This is a genomic window from Pseudomonas caricapapayae (assembly GCF_001400735.1).
Lineage (GTDB): Bacteria > Pseudomonadota > Gammaproteobacteria > Pseudomonadales > Pseudomonadaceae > Aquipseudomonas > Aquipseudomonas caricapapayae.
The window spans coordinates 33,509-49,735 of sequence record NZ_LJPW01000005.1; the positions used below are offsets into that span (position 1 = coordinate 33,509).

Here is a 16,227-nt window from a genome sequence, read left to right on the forward strand (position 1 = left end):
ATGCGCTGCCTATGGCTGGTTTTGGTGTTGTCGATACCGCTGCAGGCCTCTGCTTTCTGTTTCCAGGAGGCTGCCCGGCGCTATGGGGTTGATCCGTTGCTGCTGCAAGCGATCGCCATACAGGAAAGCAACCTGCAGCCTGGTACTGTGAACCTTAACCGCGATTCGTCTGGAAACGTGCTCAGCACCGACTATGGCGTCATGCAGATCAGCACGGGTAATGCTAACCGCCTGGTCAGCATGGGGCTGATCAAGCGTGCGGAGGACTTGCTCACCAACGCCTGCTTCAACGTACAGGCTGGGGCATGGGTACTGGCCCAACACCTTCGCGTGTGCGGCAATACCTGGCGGTGCCTGGGGTCGTATAACGCAGGCTTTGATCCTTCGTCACGCCAGGAGCAACGGCGCCTGCAGTATGCGCAGCAAGTGCGCAACCTCTACAACCGCCTTAAAGCATTGGGCGCTGCACCGGCCCACCTCGCTATCCGCTAATGACTGCGCCCGGTTCGGGGTGTCAGGAGACTATCGATGAAATACTCCCTTTGGGCTGCGCCGGCGGCGGCATTGCTGCTGTCTGGCTGCCAGAGTTTTTGTGAGAAACCGCCGGCGGCTCCTGCGTCAGTTGCCAGGGCTGCGCCGGTGCTTGATCGGGTTGCGTTACAGCAAGAAACGCTCTGGATGGAAGGTGCGATCAATACCCGGTCAACGTTGCCTGCCGATGCTATCAGTGCTCAGGGCGACCTGGTGGCCGTTGACTGGAGCGGTGATGCGATCGAGTTGCTGTCCCATCTGGCCCGCCAGCGCGGCCAGAAGTTTGCCTGGACCGGTGTGCGCCTGCCTTTACCGGTGAACCTCAAGGTCAATGGCATCACCTATGCGAATCTGTTGCGCCTGATCGAGATGCAAACGGCCTGGCGTGCGACCCTGACTCAGCTTCCAGGGCAACTGACCCTGGCCTTTGCGCAGGCAGAGCCTGTCAGAAAGGTGGGAGGGCGTCAGTGAAAAAATCCATTCTGGCGCTTGCCCTGCTGCAGGGCCTGCAAGGGTGTGCGCATACGCCACCCACCACAACCACCGACACGCCGGCGTCACTGGAAAGCTATTTGGTGCCTGCTGATCCGCCGTCAGCGGACGTGTCCGAATCGCGCCAACAGCTGCTTGAGGAATCAGGGCGCAACACAGGGTTTCGCGGCGGTAAGGCTGAGCGAGCGTGGGAGTTACGCCAGGCACTGGACGGGCAGATCGGGCGGCTCGATACCCTGTATGACTTTCGCACCCTGATCAGCCGCGAAGGCTGGCTACCGCCTGTGATCGACGAGGCCGTGGATGTGGCCCATATCACGCCACGGCAGATCCGCACCGCAAGCCATGTCTACGAAATCATCGTGCCCGAACGGTTCGTCAGCAACCCGCCGTCATGGCGCAGCTGGCTGATGGCGGGACTGTCATCGGCGGGCACTGACGACACGGTGTCAATCACGCCTGAAAACCGTGTGCAGAAGGCGCTATGGCAAGCGGCAGTTCGTCAGGGCTGGGGTGAAGGACGGCAAAGTGCCGACCAGACCCTTGAAGCCAATTTCAACCGCCTGACCCGTGATTACCGGGGCATGCTGATGTACTCGCAGTTACTGCGTCAGGGGTTCGTCACGGCGCCGGTCGTTACGGACCAACAGCAGACCGTAACGGGGGATCGTCAGAAGCTGACCACGGGGGATCGCGTCCGCAACCTCAAGGAGAACGCCGGCTTTGTTCCTGACAAAACTCAGTGGCATCCGGTGGTACGCAAGGTGCAGCCATGACACAGACGATAGATTTTGCCCCCTACGCATTTGAAGAGGGACTTAATGAAGACACCTTGCGCGATTTTTTCGTCTGGTGTGCACGGCAGTCCGCCAGCGACATTCACATCCAGGGCGGTAACCACCTGGTGGTGGGGCATCAGGGCCGCTTGCGCCAGGCCAGCCGTTTTGTGCTGGCCGACGATACCTGGTCCAAGCTGCTCGATGAGCTGTTCAGCCCTGAGATTCGGCCGATGGTACGCGGGGGGCGCCCTGTAGACCGGGCCATCCAGTTGGATGGCGACATTAACCAGCGCTACGGCCTGGGGCGTGGCGAGCGATTGCGCTTTCGCTGCAACTTCGTGCAGGCCACTGCTGGACGGCTGGACACCACCATAGCCCTGACGATGCGGATCATTCCGTCTGATATCCCGGATCTAACGAAGATGGGGCTGGAGCAGGATCTGTTCGAGGCGTTGCTGCCCTCCAATGGGCTGGGGCTCATTGGTGGAATCACGGGGTCGGGTAAAAGTACCTTGGCAGCGGGTATCTACCGCTTTTGCCTGGATACCGATCCTGACCGCAAGGTGACCACGATCGAAGACCCGATCGAGTTCATTCTCGCGCGGCCAGGGGATGTATTGCCCACGACGCAGCTGCAGATTGGGCGAGACGTTGACAACTATGCCGACGGCATCCGAGCAGACCTTCGCCGGGCACCGTCGATTATCGGAGTGGGGGAAATGCGAGACCTGGAGACCTTCCAGGCGGCTGTTCTGGCGGGCCAGGTGGGCCACTTCAACCTGAGCACCTTGCACATCCATTCACCTGGAGAGGCCATTCCTCGCTGCCTGACCATGGTGCCCTCGGAAATGCGCGAAGCTACGGCCCACGATCTACTGAGCGTTCTGCAATACATCATCGTGCAAAAGCTGCTGCGCACCACTGATGGCAAACGCCAGGCCGTGCGCGAATACATCGTCTTCGACGATGCGCTGCGCGCCAAGCTGGCCAGCATGCCTTACCCCGAATGGGGCCGACATATCGACGCCATCATTCGCCAGGAGCAACGACGCTTCGCTGATCATGCCTGGCGTCTTCACCTGGACGGACGCATTGACCGGCGCGAACTGGCGGTGGCCATGACCGCCTCTCAATTGCGGGAACTCGAACAGCGGGCCACGCCATGATTGAGCTTCTGGTGCAGTTCAGTTCCGCCAGTCTGGCAAACAAGGCGCGGCCCAGTTCGGGTGGAAGCACTGCTCGACGCAGCGTCAGGCCCTCTATGCGCAAAGCGCGAAGGAATTGAAATGAGCAACGAATTCGAAGAGATAGACGAAGAGATAGAGACACTTCGCTGCCTCCTGGCAGGCAGTCGGGACCGGATCAAATTCCTGCAAGGCGAAATCGCCCGATTCGAATCCATCTTTGAACCGACGCATCTCATGTGCCTGCGCGGCGGAGAGAAGTTTCTGGAGCTGTGCGCTCCTGATGGAAAGTTCATAGGTGTTTCGTGGAACGACATGGCGCAGGTACTGGCAACAATGGTGCAAGCTTCGCCAATTGGTTCTGGCAAGGCTCCGAAAATTGTCGACTCGCTCCAGGCCGAGATAGAGCAGCTGAAGGCCGAACTGGCTGGGTCGGAAAAGGATAGTCGGGAGCAGATCGATCAGGTCAAGAAAGCCTATGAATTTCTCATGTTGTGCCGCCAGGACAAGACCGACACAGCCATAGACGCCGGTGCCATGCGTGATGCAAACGAATGGCTCAGGGTTGCCGCTGAAAATCTCGGTGCAGCTCTGTGCAAGCCTGCCAAGGGTGCCACGCCATGATTGAGTTTGGTGCAACAAGCACGAGCGCATCGAGAGGCCGATACAACATCCATCGTCTCGCAAGTGATTCACAAGGCTTGGCTGGCCGAGATACGTCGCCAGCTGGGTCATCCACTGAACGCGCCTAAGGCCGATCCGGCCAACAGGCAGATTGACCTGTTCAACCCACGTTAAGAAAACGTCCGTAATCCTCCAGCCAAAGGACTTAACAATGAATGTTCGCGCCATCCTCGTGGCCGCTACGGTCACTACCTGCCTGACAGGTTGTGCTACTTCGGCCCAACTCCAGCAGCATAACGACCAGTTGCTGCTGATCAATACCAATCTGTTGCAGATTCAGGCCAACCAGCTTCAAGCCCTGGCACTGCAGAAAACCCAGATGTCGCTCCAGATCGAGAGCAACAACCTGCAGGCCCAGCGCAATGCTCAGGCCCTGCCAAAGGGGGCGCACCATGATTAAGCCTTTGGTGCAGGGCCAGCAGGGTCATCCTGATCATGGGACAACCATCCCGCACAACGCATTACGGCGTCGGCTCTGCGACGTGCACAGTTACGCAGAGACTCACTTCAAATGAGCACGCCATTGAACTCATACCGTCCAGACAAACAAACAGAAGCGCATCGAGGAGTCTCCAGCGCTTTTGAACAGAGAGCCGTGTCATGACTGCCTTATCGGCGTTAACCCGACCGTTCAGTCGTGGGCTGGTGGCCTCGGCGCTGCTGTGCCATCTGACCTTTACCGTTCAGGCGGCGGAAATTGAGGTGGGTTTTTCACCCGAGGGCAGCGCTGAGCAGTTGGTACTCAATGTGATCCAGCAAGCCCGACAGCAGATACGGCTGATGGCCTACAGCTTCACTTCACCGAGCGTGGTCAAGGCCTTAGTGCAAGCCAAACGGCGCGGCGTCGATGTCCAGGTGGTGGTCGATGCCCATGGCAACGAAAACAGGGCCAGTCGCGCAGCGATGAACCTGCTGGCCAACGCGCAAATCCCGGTGCGCACCAACGCTGCGTACAAGATTCAGCACGACAAGGTGATCATCACTGATGGCCAGAACGTCGAGACCGGCTCGTTCAACTACTCGGCCTCGGCCGCCAAGGCCAACAGCGAAAATGCGGTGGTGATGAGGGACGTTCCTGCGGTGGCCAGCGTTTACCTGGAGCATTGGCAATCACGCTGGGTACAGGGTCAGCCTTATCAGCCGACTTACTGAAGAGGGTGTATTGAAACGACTAGGGAAGGAAATGTCATGTGCCAAAACGCTCAGCAGTGCTGTTTAACCCCAGAGGAATGCAAGGCCTACCGCGACATTGAGGAACAGATAGGCCATTGCACGCCTGATCAGGCCTGGGGCATGTACTTCGTGTCGATAGGGCACGTGCGTGAAAACATCAGGCGGGCGGTGATGAAACACATTGCCCAAGGCAACACGGGATTGCTGGTTGAGTTTCCGGACCTCGCACCGGCTAAAAAAGGAGATCACGAATCGGGCTAGCGGCCCAACCGCAGCATAGGAGTTATCGATGTCTGACCAGCAACTGCAACCGGGCTATTGGCGCAACGCCTCACGCCTTCTCAATCTGTACGGCATACCAGCCCCCTTGTTCTTGTTGTACCTGGCGTGGTTTCGCTTCCCCAGCATGATCACGCTCTGCGTCATCACCGCCATTATTGGTGGCTTTCGGCTGCTCTCGTTCTTTGGCTGGACGCTCAAGGTCCTGGTGGTGCGACTGGCTTACCTGATGCGCGGTAAGCGCTTGTCCGGTCGGCCCTGGTGGTATCGACGCTTTACTGAACGGGGGTAGCGATGAACCTGCTATTGCAAATGGCGCCCATAATGGAGGCGATAGACAATGACGTTAACCATTGATCATGCGAAAAAGTTGGTTATTGAATTCTGTGCGACCTACCCGGTAGCGTCCACCATCAGCTACAAAATCAGAGAAACCCAGGAGGAGCTTTATGGACCGCAAGCCACCCGAGAAGCCGCTGGAACCATCCTCGGTTCATTTCATCCTAGAGGACGACGAGCCGTTTTTGCCACTGCCAACTTTAGTCAGGACGAAGAGTTTACAAGATCTCTTAGGCACGAAATCCTTGGACACTTTGGGATCAATACCTTCAACCCCGCCGAAAAAAGAGCAGTCCTAAACGCACTGATTGATGCGCGTACTGAGCCCGGCACGGCAGCCCTCTGGACCAAGGTAGATCAGCTTTATCCGGGGATTAGCGATTTACGTAAAGCTGAGGAAGTGCTTGCCTTTGCCTGTGAAAACATCGAGCAGCACACCCCTGCTGATGCTCTGGAAGGTGCCCGCTCTTTTCACGAAACCTGCATAGAGCGTACGCGTGCGATGCAGGTCAGTGACCTCATCAACCTTACGACGATGGTGGCGGAAGGGATGCACGACCGCAGCCGGTCGCAACAGAACTTCCCGGCGTCGGACAATGCCCAGTTCAAGATTGACGCAGCCCCCCGCACCTCCGAATACCCGGTCTGGCTGGCCGTGCCGCCTGACGATCGTGAACAAGCGCGTCTGTCTGCCGGACGGCTCGCTGACGGTCGTGCGGCCATTGCCTGGAACAAGGAGGAAAAGCTGTGGTTTGCCAGACCTGGGTGTGACCTTGATCGCATCAACGCCTGGTTGCCTGATCCAAGCCGCCGCGCCGGCGGTGGTGACGCCGAATCAGAGTTTCTGGATGTACTGACTCAAGCCGGCCTGTTGGTCAAAGGCATGCCAGTGATGGACGGTAGCCGGCAACGTGTCGCGACGGTCGATGACAAGCATGGCAAGAAAAGCGGCGTCTATTGCGGTTTTCTGGATCGTCGCCCTGCAGGCTGGTTCATCAACTACCACCGCGCTGATTCGCCCAAGGATGTGACCAACTGGGCGGCGACGGGTGGAGAGTCTGATCCGATCACCCGCGTGCACATTCGGGCTGGGGCCAAGCAAGCTCAGGAAGACGCGGCCCGTGATCGCGCCGCTACCTACGCCAAGCAGACGTTGGCTGCCGAGAGGCTTTACGACCGGTTGCCCGCCGCAGATCCTGCGCACCCTTACCTGGTGCGAAAGGGAATACCCCCGACGCCCGACATTCGTCAAACACGAAACGGTGCCCTGGTGGTGCCGTTTTTTAATGCCTCGGGAACGTTCAAGACGCTGCAGTACATCCCTCCTGAGGGTGAGAAGTTCCTCTTCAAGGATGCCCCCAAACAAGAGCATTTCCTGGTGGTGGGCGGCCCGCTCGATCCGGCCAAACCCATCCTGTATGCCGAGGGCTATGCCACGGCGCGCAGCTTGAACCTGGCCACTGAACTGCCGGTGGTGATGACCATCGACGCCGGCAACATGGTGGCGGTGGCCAAGGTGCTGCATCAGCAGTATCCCGACAGCCGGCACCTGTTCATGGCCGATTTTGATCATGCCAAGGAGGTGAACAAGGGATTGATCATGGCCAATGAGGCGGCCATAGCGGTGGGGGGGCAGGTTCTGCACCCAACGTTCAACGACGCCGAAATTGCCCGTGGTTTCACGGACTTCAACGACCTTCACCAATCACGAGGACTGGACGCGGTGCGCGAACAGACCGCTCCCCTGATTCAGCGGCACGACGAGGTAACCCCCATGGCAAAAGATTCGAATACCCAGGCACCGGATGTCGCACCTGCCTTGCCGATACCGGATGTAGCGGTACAGCCGCAGGCCGACCTGGTGCAATCTGGCGACCCAACATCAACGGCTGAGAGTGAGGATAAGCAAGAAACCCACCAGTCAATTCGCGATGAAGTCGCAACGAGACTTGATCAGTCAAGTACCCCGCCTGTAGTGCCTGTGACCGAAGCGCCGTTGGCCGGCGGCACTGTGGATGCGCCTGTTCAGCCACCTGCGGCGGCGATTGAGCCGGAGCCAACACCGTCGGTAGCGTTGCCCGAAGCCCAGCCTGTAGAGGACCCGCAGCCTGCCTCGGGTCCAGTGCCCGAAGCGCCATTGGCCGTGCCTGTTCAGCCACCTGCGGCGGTGATCGAGCCTGAGCCAACACCGCCGGCTGCGTTGCCCGAAGCATTGCCGGCAGAGGAGCCGAAGCCTGCATCAGCGCCTGGGACCGAAGTGTCAGATGAAGCTGCCCAACCTGCCTCGGCGTCGGTCGAGGCAGCGCCACCCGTTAAGCAACAGACGTCGGCTGAGGCCGATCCGGACACTTCCGCTATTGTTGATGATCAGCCGATCATCGCCCCGAGGGGCACGGCGCCAGAGGAGGCCAATGCAAGCCTTCCAGACGGGGAGGCTCCGGTGTTTGGGTCCCTGCCGCGTCGTTTCTCTACCGCTCGCAAGACCGGTCCGGCGGTCGTACCGGATGCCATCTTTGTAGGGGCTCCCATTGGTGCTGACGAGCCACAACCGCAAGCCAGCAACATCGACAAAGACGCTCTGTTGTCCCGCATCAGCCGCGAGGTTCAAGGTGACAATTCGGTGCTCTACAAGCTCGATGCCGAGCCTGCTTTCGTTGATCGTGGGTCGCGCCTGGATATGGCCAAGGGCGCCGGTCAGGACGATGAAAAGGTAATCGCTGCGTTGCTCACGGCAGCACGGTTCTACCGGGGGCGCATCGAACTGACCGGCAGTGATGAATTCAAGGCAAAAGCCATCGGCTTGATCGCTCTGCACCAGATCAACGTTGAAATGAAGAATCCTGCCCAGCAAATGTTGCTGGACGATGCCCGTAATGCGTTGACGCAGCCGCCTGTAACGCTTGATGCCATTCATGGTGATACACCGCCGCCGTATGGTGGCCCACAGCCGTCACAGGCTCCGCAAGCTCAACAAGCCGCGCCGGCACCGGGTCTTTCGACTCCGTCAGCGCCAGTGAGTACTGCTTATCAGCCCCTGGAGGTTGAGGGTCTGCAACGCCCGCCGGCACAACCCGCTGCGCCACAGGCACAGACCGAAGCTCCGGTCATTGAGCCGCCATCGGCAGCTCCAGTAACGGATCAGCCTGCAACACCCGCGAATCAGCAGGTGTCGCCCGCCATTCATCAGCCTTTCCAGGCGGCCAAGGATGGCGTGACGGGCAAGATACTCAAGTGTGGCCAGGCACCGTTTCGTTTTGAGCCTGAGAAGCCCGAAAGCACCTTCATCACACTGCGTACCAAGAACGGTGTCCAGACTTTTTGGGGCAAGGAACTGGCGGGGCTGCTGCGCCAAACCCGTGTGCAGCCAGGCAAGATGGTGACGTTGCAGTGGCAGGGCAATTACCCGGTTACCGTCAAGGTGCCCCGCAAAAACAATGACGGCGTCACCGTGGGCTACGACGATAAAGACGTCCATCGCAACCAATGGGCCCTTAAGGTCGCGGGTAACCCCGCAGTACGTTCTGGCCAGGATGAGGGCGTCAAACTCGGCGCCTATGACGCCGGGCGTTTTGCCGTGGTGCAACAGGGCTGGCTTGCGCAATTGGGTGTGGAGGTCCCCATGCCCACACCCCCTACCGATGGCCTGTATTGGTTGACCCCAAACGGTGAAGGCAGCGCCAAAACGGGTGATGAACTGTCAGCCCCTCGTCCGCCGATCGACCCCAACCACACAGCGGGACAACCCGTCATCAGCAGTTGGTCACAGGACGGGCATCTGGACATGTACCTGGTGCGCGGTGACGGTCCCTATCTGCAAGGTGTGGTGCGTCAGGGTGATCAGATTCAGCATGTGTTGGTGAGTTTGCCTGGCCGTGACGATGGGCCGTCGATGGTGTTTAACGCCATTACGCCTGAGGGCCTGCAGCCGATCGGCACGGGCAATGGCATCAACCGCTCAGGTGGCGAGCCGGTTTCGCGAGAGCACATTGCCTTCAAGCTTGAAGGCGACAGCGCTGTGCGCATTGGCAAGCTTGATGCGCCAGGCGAGGTGCCCCCGGCCTTGCATTCCCTACTGGGCTTCAATGAGCGCTGGAAAGAGGACAACGTTCTCCCAAAGTCAGCTCCCACAGCGGCACCGTCAGTACAGCCGAGCGATCCACGCCCGGTGTAAAACGCAAACAGCAAAGGAACTCATCATGAAGAAAAGCATGTGCGGTGCACTGCTGATGGCCGTGTGCTGCCTGCCCGCTGTGGGAAGCGCAGCGGTGTGCCGCTCCGGACAAGCGGCCAGTGTGGGCAGTCAGACTGCGTATGAGCGGGCCAGGAAGGCGTCGGATGTGTGGGCAGAACGCGAGCGCACCGTCTCAGACGAACTCCAGGAATGCTTGTCGCGCATTCGCACTACCAGCACCAGCCTTCCCTCGTTCCCAAGCCTGGAAGACCTGATGAACCAGGTGGTCGATCAGGTCTGCCAGGCGGCGGTGGACAAGGTCAACAGCCACATCCCCAGCGGCTCGGACCCTTGGCAGTCGGTAGGAGGTTCATTGTGACGGACTCATCAGAAAAGTTGCCGGTGGAAGCATCTTTGGAAAAACCCTCCCTCCCCACGGCGCAAGATCAGCATACGTTCGAGCATGCCATGCAGTTGCAGCGTGACCGGGCGTTAGGTGCGGCTTTCGCCCATCGCTGTCTGAGCGCAGTGCTCTGGATGGCCCCTGCACTGGTGCTATCGGTCTGCGTGAATGGCTACCTGGGCTGGCAAGTCGCCAATCCCCCGGTGAAGTACTTCGCGACCGAGGGGGGGCGGGTGACCCAGATCATCCCAACCGACAAACCCGGGCATAGCAGACGTGATGTGTCGGCTTTTGGGGCCGACACCATTCGCCAGAGTTTCACCCTGGACTTTGTGCATTACCGCGATCAGATGACCCAACTGGGGGAGCGCTACTCGGAAGTGGGCTTTGAGGATTATTACAAAGCCTTGGTGGCCTCCAACGTGCTCAAAGCGGTCAAGGATCAGCGCATGAACCTTTGGGTGGATGTGGGTCCAGGAGTGATTCGCGGTAGCGGGACGATCGGGGACAAGTTTGCCTGGGAGTATCAGTACCCCGTGACGTTGAAGCTGGACGGTCAGCAATCTGGAAGTCCGCCTCAACGCTTCATTTTTACGCTGCGCATTCAGCAGACGGACGTTCGTGTGAAAAGCGCCGGTCTTGAAGTCACCCAGGTCATCACCACCAACGCTAACTGATACGCACTGGTGCATCTGGTGCGCGTTTAATCGGCTCCGCTAGACAGGAACCTCCTATGAAAACTTCAATTGCGCTGGCCCTATGGCTAGCGGCAGGCGGCTACGCCTGGGCGGATGAAACGGTCAGCCCAGAGGCCGCTCCTGCTCAATCCGCTGCTCCCCCCGCGACGCCTGCTACGGGGGCAGTGGGGGCTACACCCTCGGGCTGGGCTACGGGCGTGGGTGTTAACCCAGCAGCACAGAAAGCCGGAGCGCCGGCACAAGGTAATGGTCATGTGAATGCTGCACCGGCTCAGCCATCGTCTGGAAATGATCCGCTTCCGCCACCGTCATCCGAGCTTTATCAACAGGCCCAGGACAGTGTTTCTCCGCTGACGACCCAAGAGATTCGGCAACTGCGCGGTCAGGTGGGAGAGGTTGACAAAGCCATGGCCGCACCGCAGGTCGCCATTGTGCCGAGAATCAGCGCGCAGACGGTGAATCTGTCTCCGGGGGCCAGTTTGCCGCTGGTTCGCACGGCGGTGAACTACCCCAGTTCGTTGACCTTTATCGACAGCACCGGGGCGCCGTGGAAACTGGGCGCAGCGCCCATCAGTGGCAACCCCGACATCACGCCGTATTACGTACCCAATAGCCCGGTCATGGTCTTGTACGCCGAAAAGCCGTTTGCCAGCGGAAACGTCACGGTTTACCTGGAAGGGTTAGCGGTGCCGATCATGCTCAACGTCAGCAGCGGGGAGTCGGATACCCAAACCCATACGTGGACAGTGGACAGTCGCTTGGACTTACGTGTGCCCAGGCGTGGGCCAGGGGCTCAGCCAGGCGCGGCTCCCGAGGTCCGTATCGGCTTGCACGATCGGGTGCTGCAGGGTTTTCTCGATGGCGTTCCGCCCAAGGAGGCCAAACAACTCAAAACCACCGGCAACGTGCCAGACACCACGGTGTGGCAAATGGGCGACGACCTGTACATCCGCACGCGGGCTGATATCCGGGACGAGTTCGAATCCACGTTGTCGTCGGCTGACGGTACGCATCTGTGGAAATTACCCGTGACGCCCTATGTGTCGTTCTCGGTCATGGGCCATACAGCGGCCCTCAACGTCGCTTTGGAGTAACCACCATGGCAAACGAAAACGATGCCAAGCGCGACATGAAACTCACCGTAACGCTGGTTGGAGCTGTGTTGGTAGTCGTTCTTGGCGGTGCCTATTGCCTTTGGGACTGGCTGGCCAGGCCTGCGCCGGCGCAATCGAAGGTAGACCTGGGTCGAGTGGCACAGGCTTCGCGCAGCCACAGTACGGAAAGCCCGGCCTATCGCGACCTGCTCAAGCAATACAACCAGGAAGGGGCCAGCACGGCTAAAAACGAAAACAGCAGTTTCATTGCCAGTATGCCCATGGAGCAGACGAGCGTGATGCTGCCTGTATCAAAGGCCAAGCCTGCGCCTCAGCCAGAGCCCACCGCCCGGCGTAGCCGTACTTACCAGGACGAGAACGCAAAGGACTCCGAGAAGAAAGAGGATCCGCGTCTGAAGGCATTGCTTCAACGGATCAACCCTGAAACCAAACCCCAAGAGCGGCAGTCTGGACTGGTCTTTGCCCATGTTTTAGGGGGGAGTAACGGTTTGAATGGCGCTGGCGATACGACGGCGGGCTCTGCCGGGGGCTATGAAAGCTGGAGTGAAACCCTGCCGGGAGGTGGCAAGCTGAAAACCGCTTCCACCCAAAGTACCGCACAACCGTATTCACCCGTCGAAGTGGTGCCGCCGTACTGGCGCGGGGCCGGCGTGATCGATATCGGTGTGGACTCGGACAACAGCACCACGCCGGTGCTGGGCAAGCTGTCCGGCCCGTATGCCGGCGCTGTACTCAAGGCCCCCGAGGGTGCCAGGTTGGCGGGCGATGGGGTGGTGATCCACTTCACTGAAATGGCCTTCAAAGGCGTCAATTACAAAGTCGATGCCTACGCGCTTCAGGACGACACTTTGTTGGCCAACGTAGCCTCTGAAGTGAACCACCGCTACATGTCACGCATTGTGTTGCCTGCGGTACTGGGCGGCATCGGCAATATCAGCGACATGTACTCACAGGCCAATACCCAGGTGCTCAGCAACGGCTTTTCCACCCAGACCGCCCGACCAGGCATGCCGGATGGAACCGCCGTCGCCGGCACCATTCTGGGCGGTGCCGCTGGTCAGGCGGCCAAAGTGCTGACAGAAGACGCCGCCCGCACCCCGGCCACCCAGGTCAATGTGTTCAAGGGGCAGGTGGTCGCTATTCAGTTCATGCGAGGCGTATACGCCGGTGATGCCGTGGCTCCTGGGCGAAGCGGTGAAACGGTGCAACCTGCGGCACCCGCTCAGGCCGTCATGTCGGCCCAACCCCAGTCCCCAGCCCAACCGCTGACGCCTGATCAATGGCGTGCACAGACCCAGACGCGAATCCAGGCGCAGCGCAAGCTGCAGGAGAGTCAACCATGAGCGAGTTCAGTTCCACAGCAGAGCCCAAGGCATCGACGATTGAAAGGCCGGCCCCCACCCCGGCTCCCAGCCCTAAAGTGTGGCAACGCCCTATTGTCATGGGGCTTTCACTCCCCTGGCTGATCGGCATTGCCCTGTTATTGGCACTGGTCGGCTGGTACTTGTTTGGCCCCGAAAAAAGCGCGTCAGTCAATCGTCTGGCTTTTGAAAATGACTTGGAACAGCAGCCCTTGCCTGCTGAACAGTCAAGTACCCACCCTGCTGCCGCCGCTGCCGAGTCTGATTTGGGCCCGTTCAAAAACGAGGTCGCGTCCATGATCGGCGGGGTGCGTACCTACGCAGAGGTTAATCGCACCGCGATCCAGCGCTTGGCCGAAACGGTCAAGACTCAGGGGGCTGCGCAACAGGCGCTGCAACAGCAATTGAGCGAGGCACAAGCGCAAAACAGCGTCTTGTCGGCACGTGTGTCTTTCCTGGAAGGACGACCTAGTGCGATGACCACAGCGCCGCCTCAACAGACCGGCAAGCCCGTCGCCAACGCACGTTCGCCGTTGAATGGCATGCGCGTGCAAGCCATTCAGAACGGCATGGCCTGGGTGTACTGGCAGGACAAGACCTGGGCCGTCAGTGCCGGTGAAAAACTGGGCCAGGTGACCGTCACCGGCATCAATCCCCAGACCCGCGAAGTGCTGACCAGCGCGGGCACAATCAAATGAGGTAAATCATGGGCGGCAGTACTGACGCGATTCAAATGTTGGTCAATCTGTCCCACAACGTGCTGAGTTCCTTCGTCAACCTGGCTTTTACCCTGGGAGGGTTGCTGGGTGTCACGGGCGCGGTGATCTATCTTGCGACTCACGCCAGCACGGCTCGCAAAGCGCCTGGCCAGGCCGAAGGCGGCGGCAAGGTCATCGCCGTGTTACTGCTCTGCGGTGGATTGGTCGGCCTCGATCAAATGATCGGTGCCGCCGCGCGTCAGCTTGGTTGGCAGGGTGCAACCTTCGACGCCATCAGCTACGTGGATGTGGGCACCTTTGGGGTGGCCGCAGACGCGGCCAACGCCGTGTTGAGCCTGGTGCGCATGCTGGGCGTCTGGTTCGCGCTGCAAGGCATGCTCTCCTGGAAGCGCTCGTTTAAGGACGGGCATACCGGCCTGTCGGCCAGTCAGGATGTTTCAAGCGGCACCCTCAAGTTTATTCTGGGCGTTTTTTGCGTGTGCAGTCCGTACCTGCTGAGCGCCCTGCAAAAGTCTCTCGGCCTGCTGTAAGCGGGGCGGGAACCCAACGCGCCAAGGCGCACCTTCAATTGTTACATCGAACTGATCAATCTATTAGGAGTTGGCTATGTCCAAAGACGTAATGCTGTGCGCTGCTGTTCGCCTGTCGGTTTTCAAAGACGGTTTGCGTCAACGTGTGTTGAAGGGCCTGACGGCCGCGATGGCTGCCAACCCGGTGCTGGCTTTTGCCGGTGCCGACATTGCCGGCATGGGCAGCTCGGCAGCTGTGGGCGCCACGTCGCTGAAGAAATCTGCACTGACCATCGCCCAGTTTGCCGGTGTGATCTTCGTGATCGGTGGGCTAATCGCGGCCAAGAACAAGAAGGACAACCCGCAGATCAAAACCGGCGCGATTATCGCGTCCATCCTGTTCGGGGTATGCCTGGTGGTTGTGCCGGAAATCATCAAGCGCTCGCAAGCGCAGGTCGGCCTGACGCCCGTGGATGTGGGCTAAGCCAACCCTCCTGCGGTGACTTCGGTCATCGCAGGGCTACCGTTTAGGGGTATTGCTGGCGGGCATGGAGGACGTTGACGATTTCAATTCGATCAGTCACCCGGTAAACCACTACGTAATTGGGGTGTACGACCATTTCCCGAGTACCAGAAACTTGCCCAAATCGGTATAGATAAGGGTGTTGTGGAAGGGCCGTTGTAGCCGCCTCAATAGTCTGGTTCAGCCTCTCGGCTGCCATCGGATTTTGATCCGTGATGTAGTTCAAAATGCTCCAGAGGTCGGCTCGTGCTTCGGGACGCCACTCAACCAGCATTATGCTTATTCTTCTTGGACTCGATGAGTGCACGCATTTCAGACATCACCTGATCGTGGGGGATGTTGGGACGCGGGTCATCGAGTGATGCTTGGACCTTGGCCCGAAACCACCGGTCGTAGCTGTCTGCTTGTTCCTGCGTTTCGAACTCGGAAACGATGGGGGAAAGTTGGGTGCTCATAGAGACCTCCTATATAGATACCCAACAGCTTAAACCTTCCGGGTCTTTCTGTCGTTTAGACCGGACCAGGTGCCCCACTGCCAATCAACCGCTGTATTTCTGACGCAAACCTGCGGCGACTGGCCGTGCACGTCAAATAACCACGACTTTTCCAAATTCTGAAACTAATCCGGAAGGAGAACCTATGAATGTCGATCTATCAGAGACCCCCTTGAACATAAATGTCGGCCTTTCGCCTGTGGATGTGGGCTAGGCCAACCTTTCCTGCGTCATCGCAGGGCTACCGTTTAGGGGTATTGCTGGCGGGCATGTAGGATGCGCAGCACGTCGATAGTGTCGGCTCCTACCTGATAAACCACTAGGTAGTTGGGATGCAAAACGCATTCACGCGTTCCGGGTTCGCGACCGTGGCGGAACAGGTAGGGTGCTGATGGAAGGCCTTCAACGGCCTTCAATATGTTGGCGTGCAGCGCCTCGGCGGCGATGGGGTTGCGCTGCTCGATGTAGTCGATAATTTCCACCAAGTCGGTGGAGGCCTCATCAGCCCAGCGAATTGTTAGCACGGGCCTTCCTTCGCTCTGCTAAAGCGGCTTGCACCTTCGCCATTGCCTCGTCGTGGGGCAAACGTGGCTTAGTGCTGTTCATGGCTTCCTGCACCTTGGCGCGAAACCACCGGTCGTAGCTGTCTGCTTGTTCCTGCGTTTCGAACTCGGAAACGATGGGGGACAGTTGGGTGCTCATAGAGACCTCCTATATAGATACCCAACAGCTTAAACCTTCCGGGTCTTTCTGTCGTTTAGACCGGACCAGGT

Annotated in this window: 22 protein-coding genes; 18 read left to right on the top strand and 4 right to left on the bottom strand. The window is 59.2% G+C overall.

Features of this window, described 5'->3' with window-relative positions:
* From ALO80_RS00675 to ALO80_RS00755, 18 genes are all read left to right on the top strand, one after another.
* Positions 1-492, top strand: a complete 492-nt coding sequence (locus ALO80_RS00675; protein ID WP_055007558.1) for a lytic transglycosylase domain-containing protein — start codon at positions 1-3, stop codon at positions 490-492.
* A 36-nt stretch (positions 493-528) separates the two neighbouring features.
* Complete coding sequence (locus ALO80_RS00680; protein ID WP_055007559.1) at positions 529-1,002, top strand: DotD/TraH family lipoprotein; 474 nt, start codon at positions 529-531, stop codon at positions 1,000-1,002.
* Positions 999-1,799, top strand: a complete 801-nt coding sequence (locus ALO80_RS00685; RefSeq protein ID WP_055007560.1) for a type IV secretion system DotC family protein — start codon at positions 999-1,001, stop codon at positions 1,797-1,799. Before ALO80_RS00680 ends, ALO80_RS00685 begins: the two co-directional genes overlap by 4 nt.
* Positions 1,796-2,968 carry a plasmid transfer ATPase TraJ gene (gene traJ / locus ALO80_RS00690; RefSeq protein ID WP_055007561.1) on the top strand — a complete coding sequence of 391 codons (1,173 nt, stop codon included), beginning with the start codon at positions 1,796-1,798 and terminating at the stop codon, positions 2,966-2,968. Before ALO80_RS00685 ends, traJ begins: the two co-directional genes overlap by 4 nt.
* A 120-nt stretch (positions 2,969-3,088) precedes the next feature.
* Complete coding sequence (locus ALO80_RS00695) at positions 3,089-3,610, top strand: hypothetical protein (protein ID WP_235812429.1); 522 nt, start codon at positions 3,089-3,091, stop codon at positions 3,608-3,610.
* A gap of 9 nt (positions 3,611-3,619) precedes the next feature.
* Positions 3,620-3,784, top strand: coding sequence for a hypothetical protein (locus tag ALO80_RS31200; RefSeq protein WP_159420649.1), 165 nt, complete (start codon positions 3,620-3,622; stop codon positions 3,782-3,784).
* A 37-nt stretch (positions 3,785-3,821) separates the two neighbouring features.
* Entirely contained in the window at positions 3,822-4,070 is a 249-nt protein-coding gene (locus tag ALO80_RS00700; RefSeq protein WP_055007562.1) for a hypothetical protein, read from the top strand.
* Between the two features lie 200 nt (positions 4,071-4,270).
* On the top strand, positions 4,271-4,822 hold the full coding sequence (locus ALO80_RS00705) for a phospholipase D family nuclease (protein ID WP_055007563.1): 552 nt from the start codon (positions 4,271-4,273) through the stop codon (positions 4,820-4,822).
* Positions 4,823-4,858: 36 nt separating this feature from the next.
* The gene (locus tag ALO80_RS00710) at positions 4,859-5,104 is read left to right on the top strand and encodes a hypothetical protein (RefSeq protein ID WP_055007564.1); all 246 of its coding nucleotides are present in this window, start codon (positions 4,859-4,861) and stop codon (positions 5,102-5,104) included.
* 28 nt (positions 5,105-5,132) lie between these two features.
* Complete coding sequence (gene icmT / locus ALO80_RS00715; protein ID WP_055007565.1) at positions 5,133-5,414, top strand: IcmT/TraK family protein; 282 nt, start codon at positions 5,133-5,135, stop codon at positions 5,412-5,414.
* A 48-nt stretch (positions 5,415-5,462) separates the two neighbouring features.
* The gene (locus ALO80_RS00720) at positions 5,463-9,632 is read left to right on the top strand and encodes an LPD7 domain-containing protein (RefSeq protein ID WP_055007566.1); all 4,170 of its coding nucleotides are present in this window, start codon (positions 5,463-5,465) and stop codon (positions 9,630-9,632) included.
* Between the two features lie 25 nt (positions 9,633-9,657).
* Positions 9,658-10,011, top strand: a complete 354-nt coding sequence (locus tag ALO80_RS00725) for a hypothetical protein (protein WP_055004011.1) — start codon at positions 9,658-9,660, stop codon at positions 10,009-10,011.
* A gap of 35 nt (positions 10,012-10,046) precedes the next feature.
* Complete coding sequence (locus tag ALO80_RS00730) at positions 10,047-10,712, top strand: DotI/IcmL/TraM family protein (protein ID WP_235812430.1); 666 nt, start codon at positions 10,047-10,049, stop codon at positions 10,710-10,712.
* A 56-nt stretch (positions 10,713-10,768) separates the two neighbouring features.
* Positions 10,769-11,827, top strand: coding sequence for a DotH/IcmK family type IV secretion protein (locus ALO80_RS28780; protein ID WP_083493093.1), 1,059 nt, complete (start codon positions 10,769-10,771; stop codon positions 11,825-11,827).
* A gap of 5 nt (positions 11,828-11,832) precedes the next feature.
* The gene (gene traO, locus ALO80_RS00740; RefSeq protein ID WP_055007568.1) at positions 11,833-13,191 is read left to right on the top strand and encodes a conjugal transfer protein TraO; all 1,359 of its coding nucleotides are present in this window, start codon (positions 11,833-11,835) and stop codon (positions 13,189-13,191) included.
* Entirely contained in the window at positions 13,188-13,907 is a 720-nt protein-coding gene (gene traP, locus ALO80_RS00745) for a conjugal transfer protein TraP (protein ID WP_055007569.1), read from the top strand. The genes traO and traP overlap by 4 nt, the downstream gene beginning before the upstream one ends.
* 8 nt (positions 13,908-13,915) lie before the next feature.
* On the top strand, positions 13,916-14,458 hold the full coding sequence (gene traQ / locus ALO80_RS00750; RefSeq protein ID WP_055004015.1) for a conjugal transfer protein TraQ: 543 nt from the start codon (positions 13,916-13,918) through the stop codon (positions 14,456-14,458).
* A 76-nt stretch (positions 14,459-14,534) separates the two neighbouring features.
* On the top strand, positions 14,535-14,921 hold the full coding sequence (locus ALO80_RS00755) for a DUF6750 family protein (protein ID WP_055004016.1): 387 nt from the start codon (positions 14,535-14,537) through the stop codon (positions 14,919-14,921).
* Positions 14,922-14,964: 43 nt separating this feature from the next.
* On the opposite strand, the gene ALO80_RS00760 is transcribed toward ALO80_RS00755, so the two are convergent.
* From ALO80_RS00760 to relB (ALO80_RS00775), 4 genes are all read right to left on the bottom strand, one after another.
* Positions 14,965-15,234, bottom strand: a complete 270-nt coding sequence (locus ALO80_RS00760) for a type II toxin-antitoxin system RelE/ParE family toxin (RefSeq protein ID WP_055007570.1) — start codon at positions 15,232-15,234, stop codon at positions 14,965-14,967.
* Positions 15,224-15,415, bottom strand: coding sequence for a type II toxin-antitoxin system RelB family antitoxin (gene relB / locus ALO80_RS00765; RefSeq protein ID WP_004666885.1), 192 nt, complete (start codon positions 15,413-15,415; stop codon positions 15,224-15,226). Before relB (ALO80_RS00765) ends, ALO80_RS00760 begins: the two co-directional genes overlap by 11 nt.
* Before the next feature lie 287 nt (positions 15,416-15,702).
* Positions 15,703-15,978 carry a type II toxin-antitoxin system RelE/ParE family toxin gene (locus tag ALO80_RS00770; RefSeq protein ID WP_055007571.1) on the bottom strand — a complete coding sequence of 92 codons (276 nt, stop codon included), beginning with the start codon at positions 15,976-15,978 and terminating at the stop codon, positions 15,703-15,705.
* A complete protein-coding gene (gene relB / locus ALO80_RS00775) occupies positions 15,956-16,156 on the bottom strand; it encodes a type II toxin-antitoxin system RelB family antitoxin (RefSeq protein WP_055007572.1) in 201 nt (66 codons plus the stop codon). The genes ALO80_RS00770 and relB (ALO80_RS00775) overlap by 23 nt, the downstream gene beginning before the upstream one ends.
* Positions 16,157-16,227 lie beyond the last annotated feature (71 nt).

Coding starts and splice junctions, on each gene's coding strand:
- ALO80_RS00675 (WP_055007558.1), top strand. CDS start 1: ATGCGCTGCCTATGGCTGGTTTTGGTGTTGTCGATACCGCTGCAGGCC.
- ALO80_RS00680 (WP_055007559.1), top strand. CDS start 529: ATGAAATACTCCCTTTGGGCTGCGCCGGCGGCGGCATTGCTGCTGTCT.
- traJ (WP_055007561.1), top strand. CDS start 1,796: ATGACACAGACGATAGATTTTGCCCCCTACGCATTTGAAGAGGGACTT.
- ALO80_RS00695 (WP_235812429.1), top strand. CDS start 3,089: ATGAGCAACGAATTCGAAGAGATAGACGAAGAGATAGAGACACTTCGC.
- ALO80_RS00700 (WP_055007562.1), top strand. CDS start 3,822: ATGAATGTTCGCGCCATCCTCGTGGCCGCTACGGTCACTACCTGCCTG.
- ALO80_RS00705 (WP_055007563.1), top strand. CDS start 4,271: ATGACTGCCTTATCGGCGTTAACCCGACCGTTCAGTCGTGGGCTGGTG.
- ALO80_RS00710 (WP_055007564.1), top strand. CDS start 4,859: ATGTGCCAAAACGCTCAGCAGTGCTGTTTAACCCCAGAGGAATGCAAG.
- icmT (WP_055007565.1), top strand. CDS start 5,133: ATGTCTGACCAGCAACTGCAACCGGGCTATTGGCGCAACGCCTCACGC.
- ALO80_RS00720 (WP_055007566.1), top strand. CDS start 5,463: ATGACGTTAACCATTGATCATGCGAAAAAGTTGGTTATTGAATTCTGT.
- ALO80_RS00725 (WP_055004011.1), top strand. CDS start 9,658: ATGAAGAAAAGCATGTGCGGTGCACTGCTGATGGCCGTGTGCTGCCTG.
- ALO80_RS28780 (WP_083493093.1), top strand. CDS start 10,769: ATGAAAACTTCAATTGCGCTGGCCCTATGGCTAGCGGCAGGCGGCTAC.
- traO (WP_055007568.1), top strand. CDS start 11,833: ATGGCAAACGAAAACGATGCCAAGCGCGACATGAAACTCACCGTAACG.
- traP (WP_055007569.1), top strand. CDS start 13,188: ATGAGCGAGTTCAGTTCCACAGCAGAGCCCAAGGCATCGACGATTGAA.
- traQ (WP_055004015.1), top strand. CDS start 13,916: ATGGGCGGCAGTACTGACGCGATTCAAATGTTGGTCAATCTGTCCCAC.
- ALO80_RS00755 (WP_055004016.1), top strand. CDS start 14,535: ATGTCCAAAGACGTAATGCTGTGCGCTGCTGTTCGCCTGTCGGTTTTC.
- ALO80_RS00760 (WP_055007570.1), bottom strand. CDS start 15,234: ATGCTGGTTGAGTGGCGTCCCGAAGCACGAGCCGACCTCTGGAGCATT.
- relB (WP_004666885.1), bottom strand. CDS start 15,415: ATGAGCACCCAACTTTCCCCCATCGTTTCCGAGTTCGAAACGCAGGAA.
- relB (WP_055007572.1), bottom strand. CDS start 16,156: ATGAGCACCCAACTGTCCCCCATCGTTTCCGAGTTCGAAACGCAGGAA.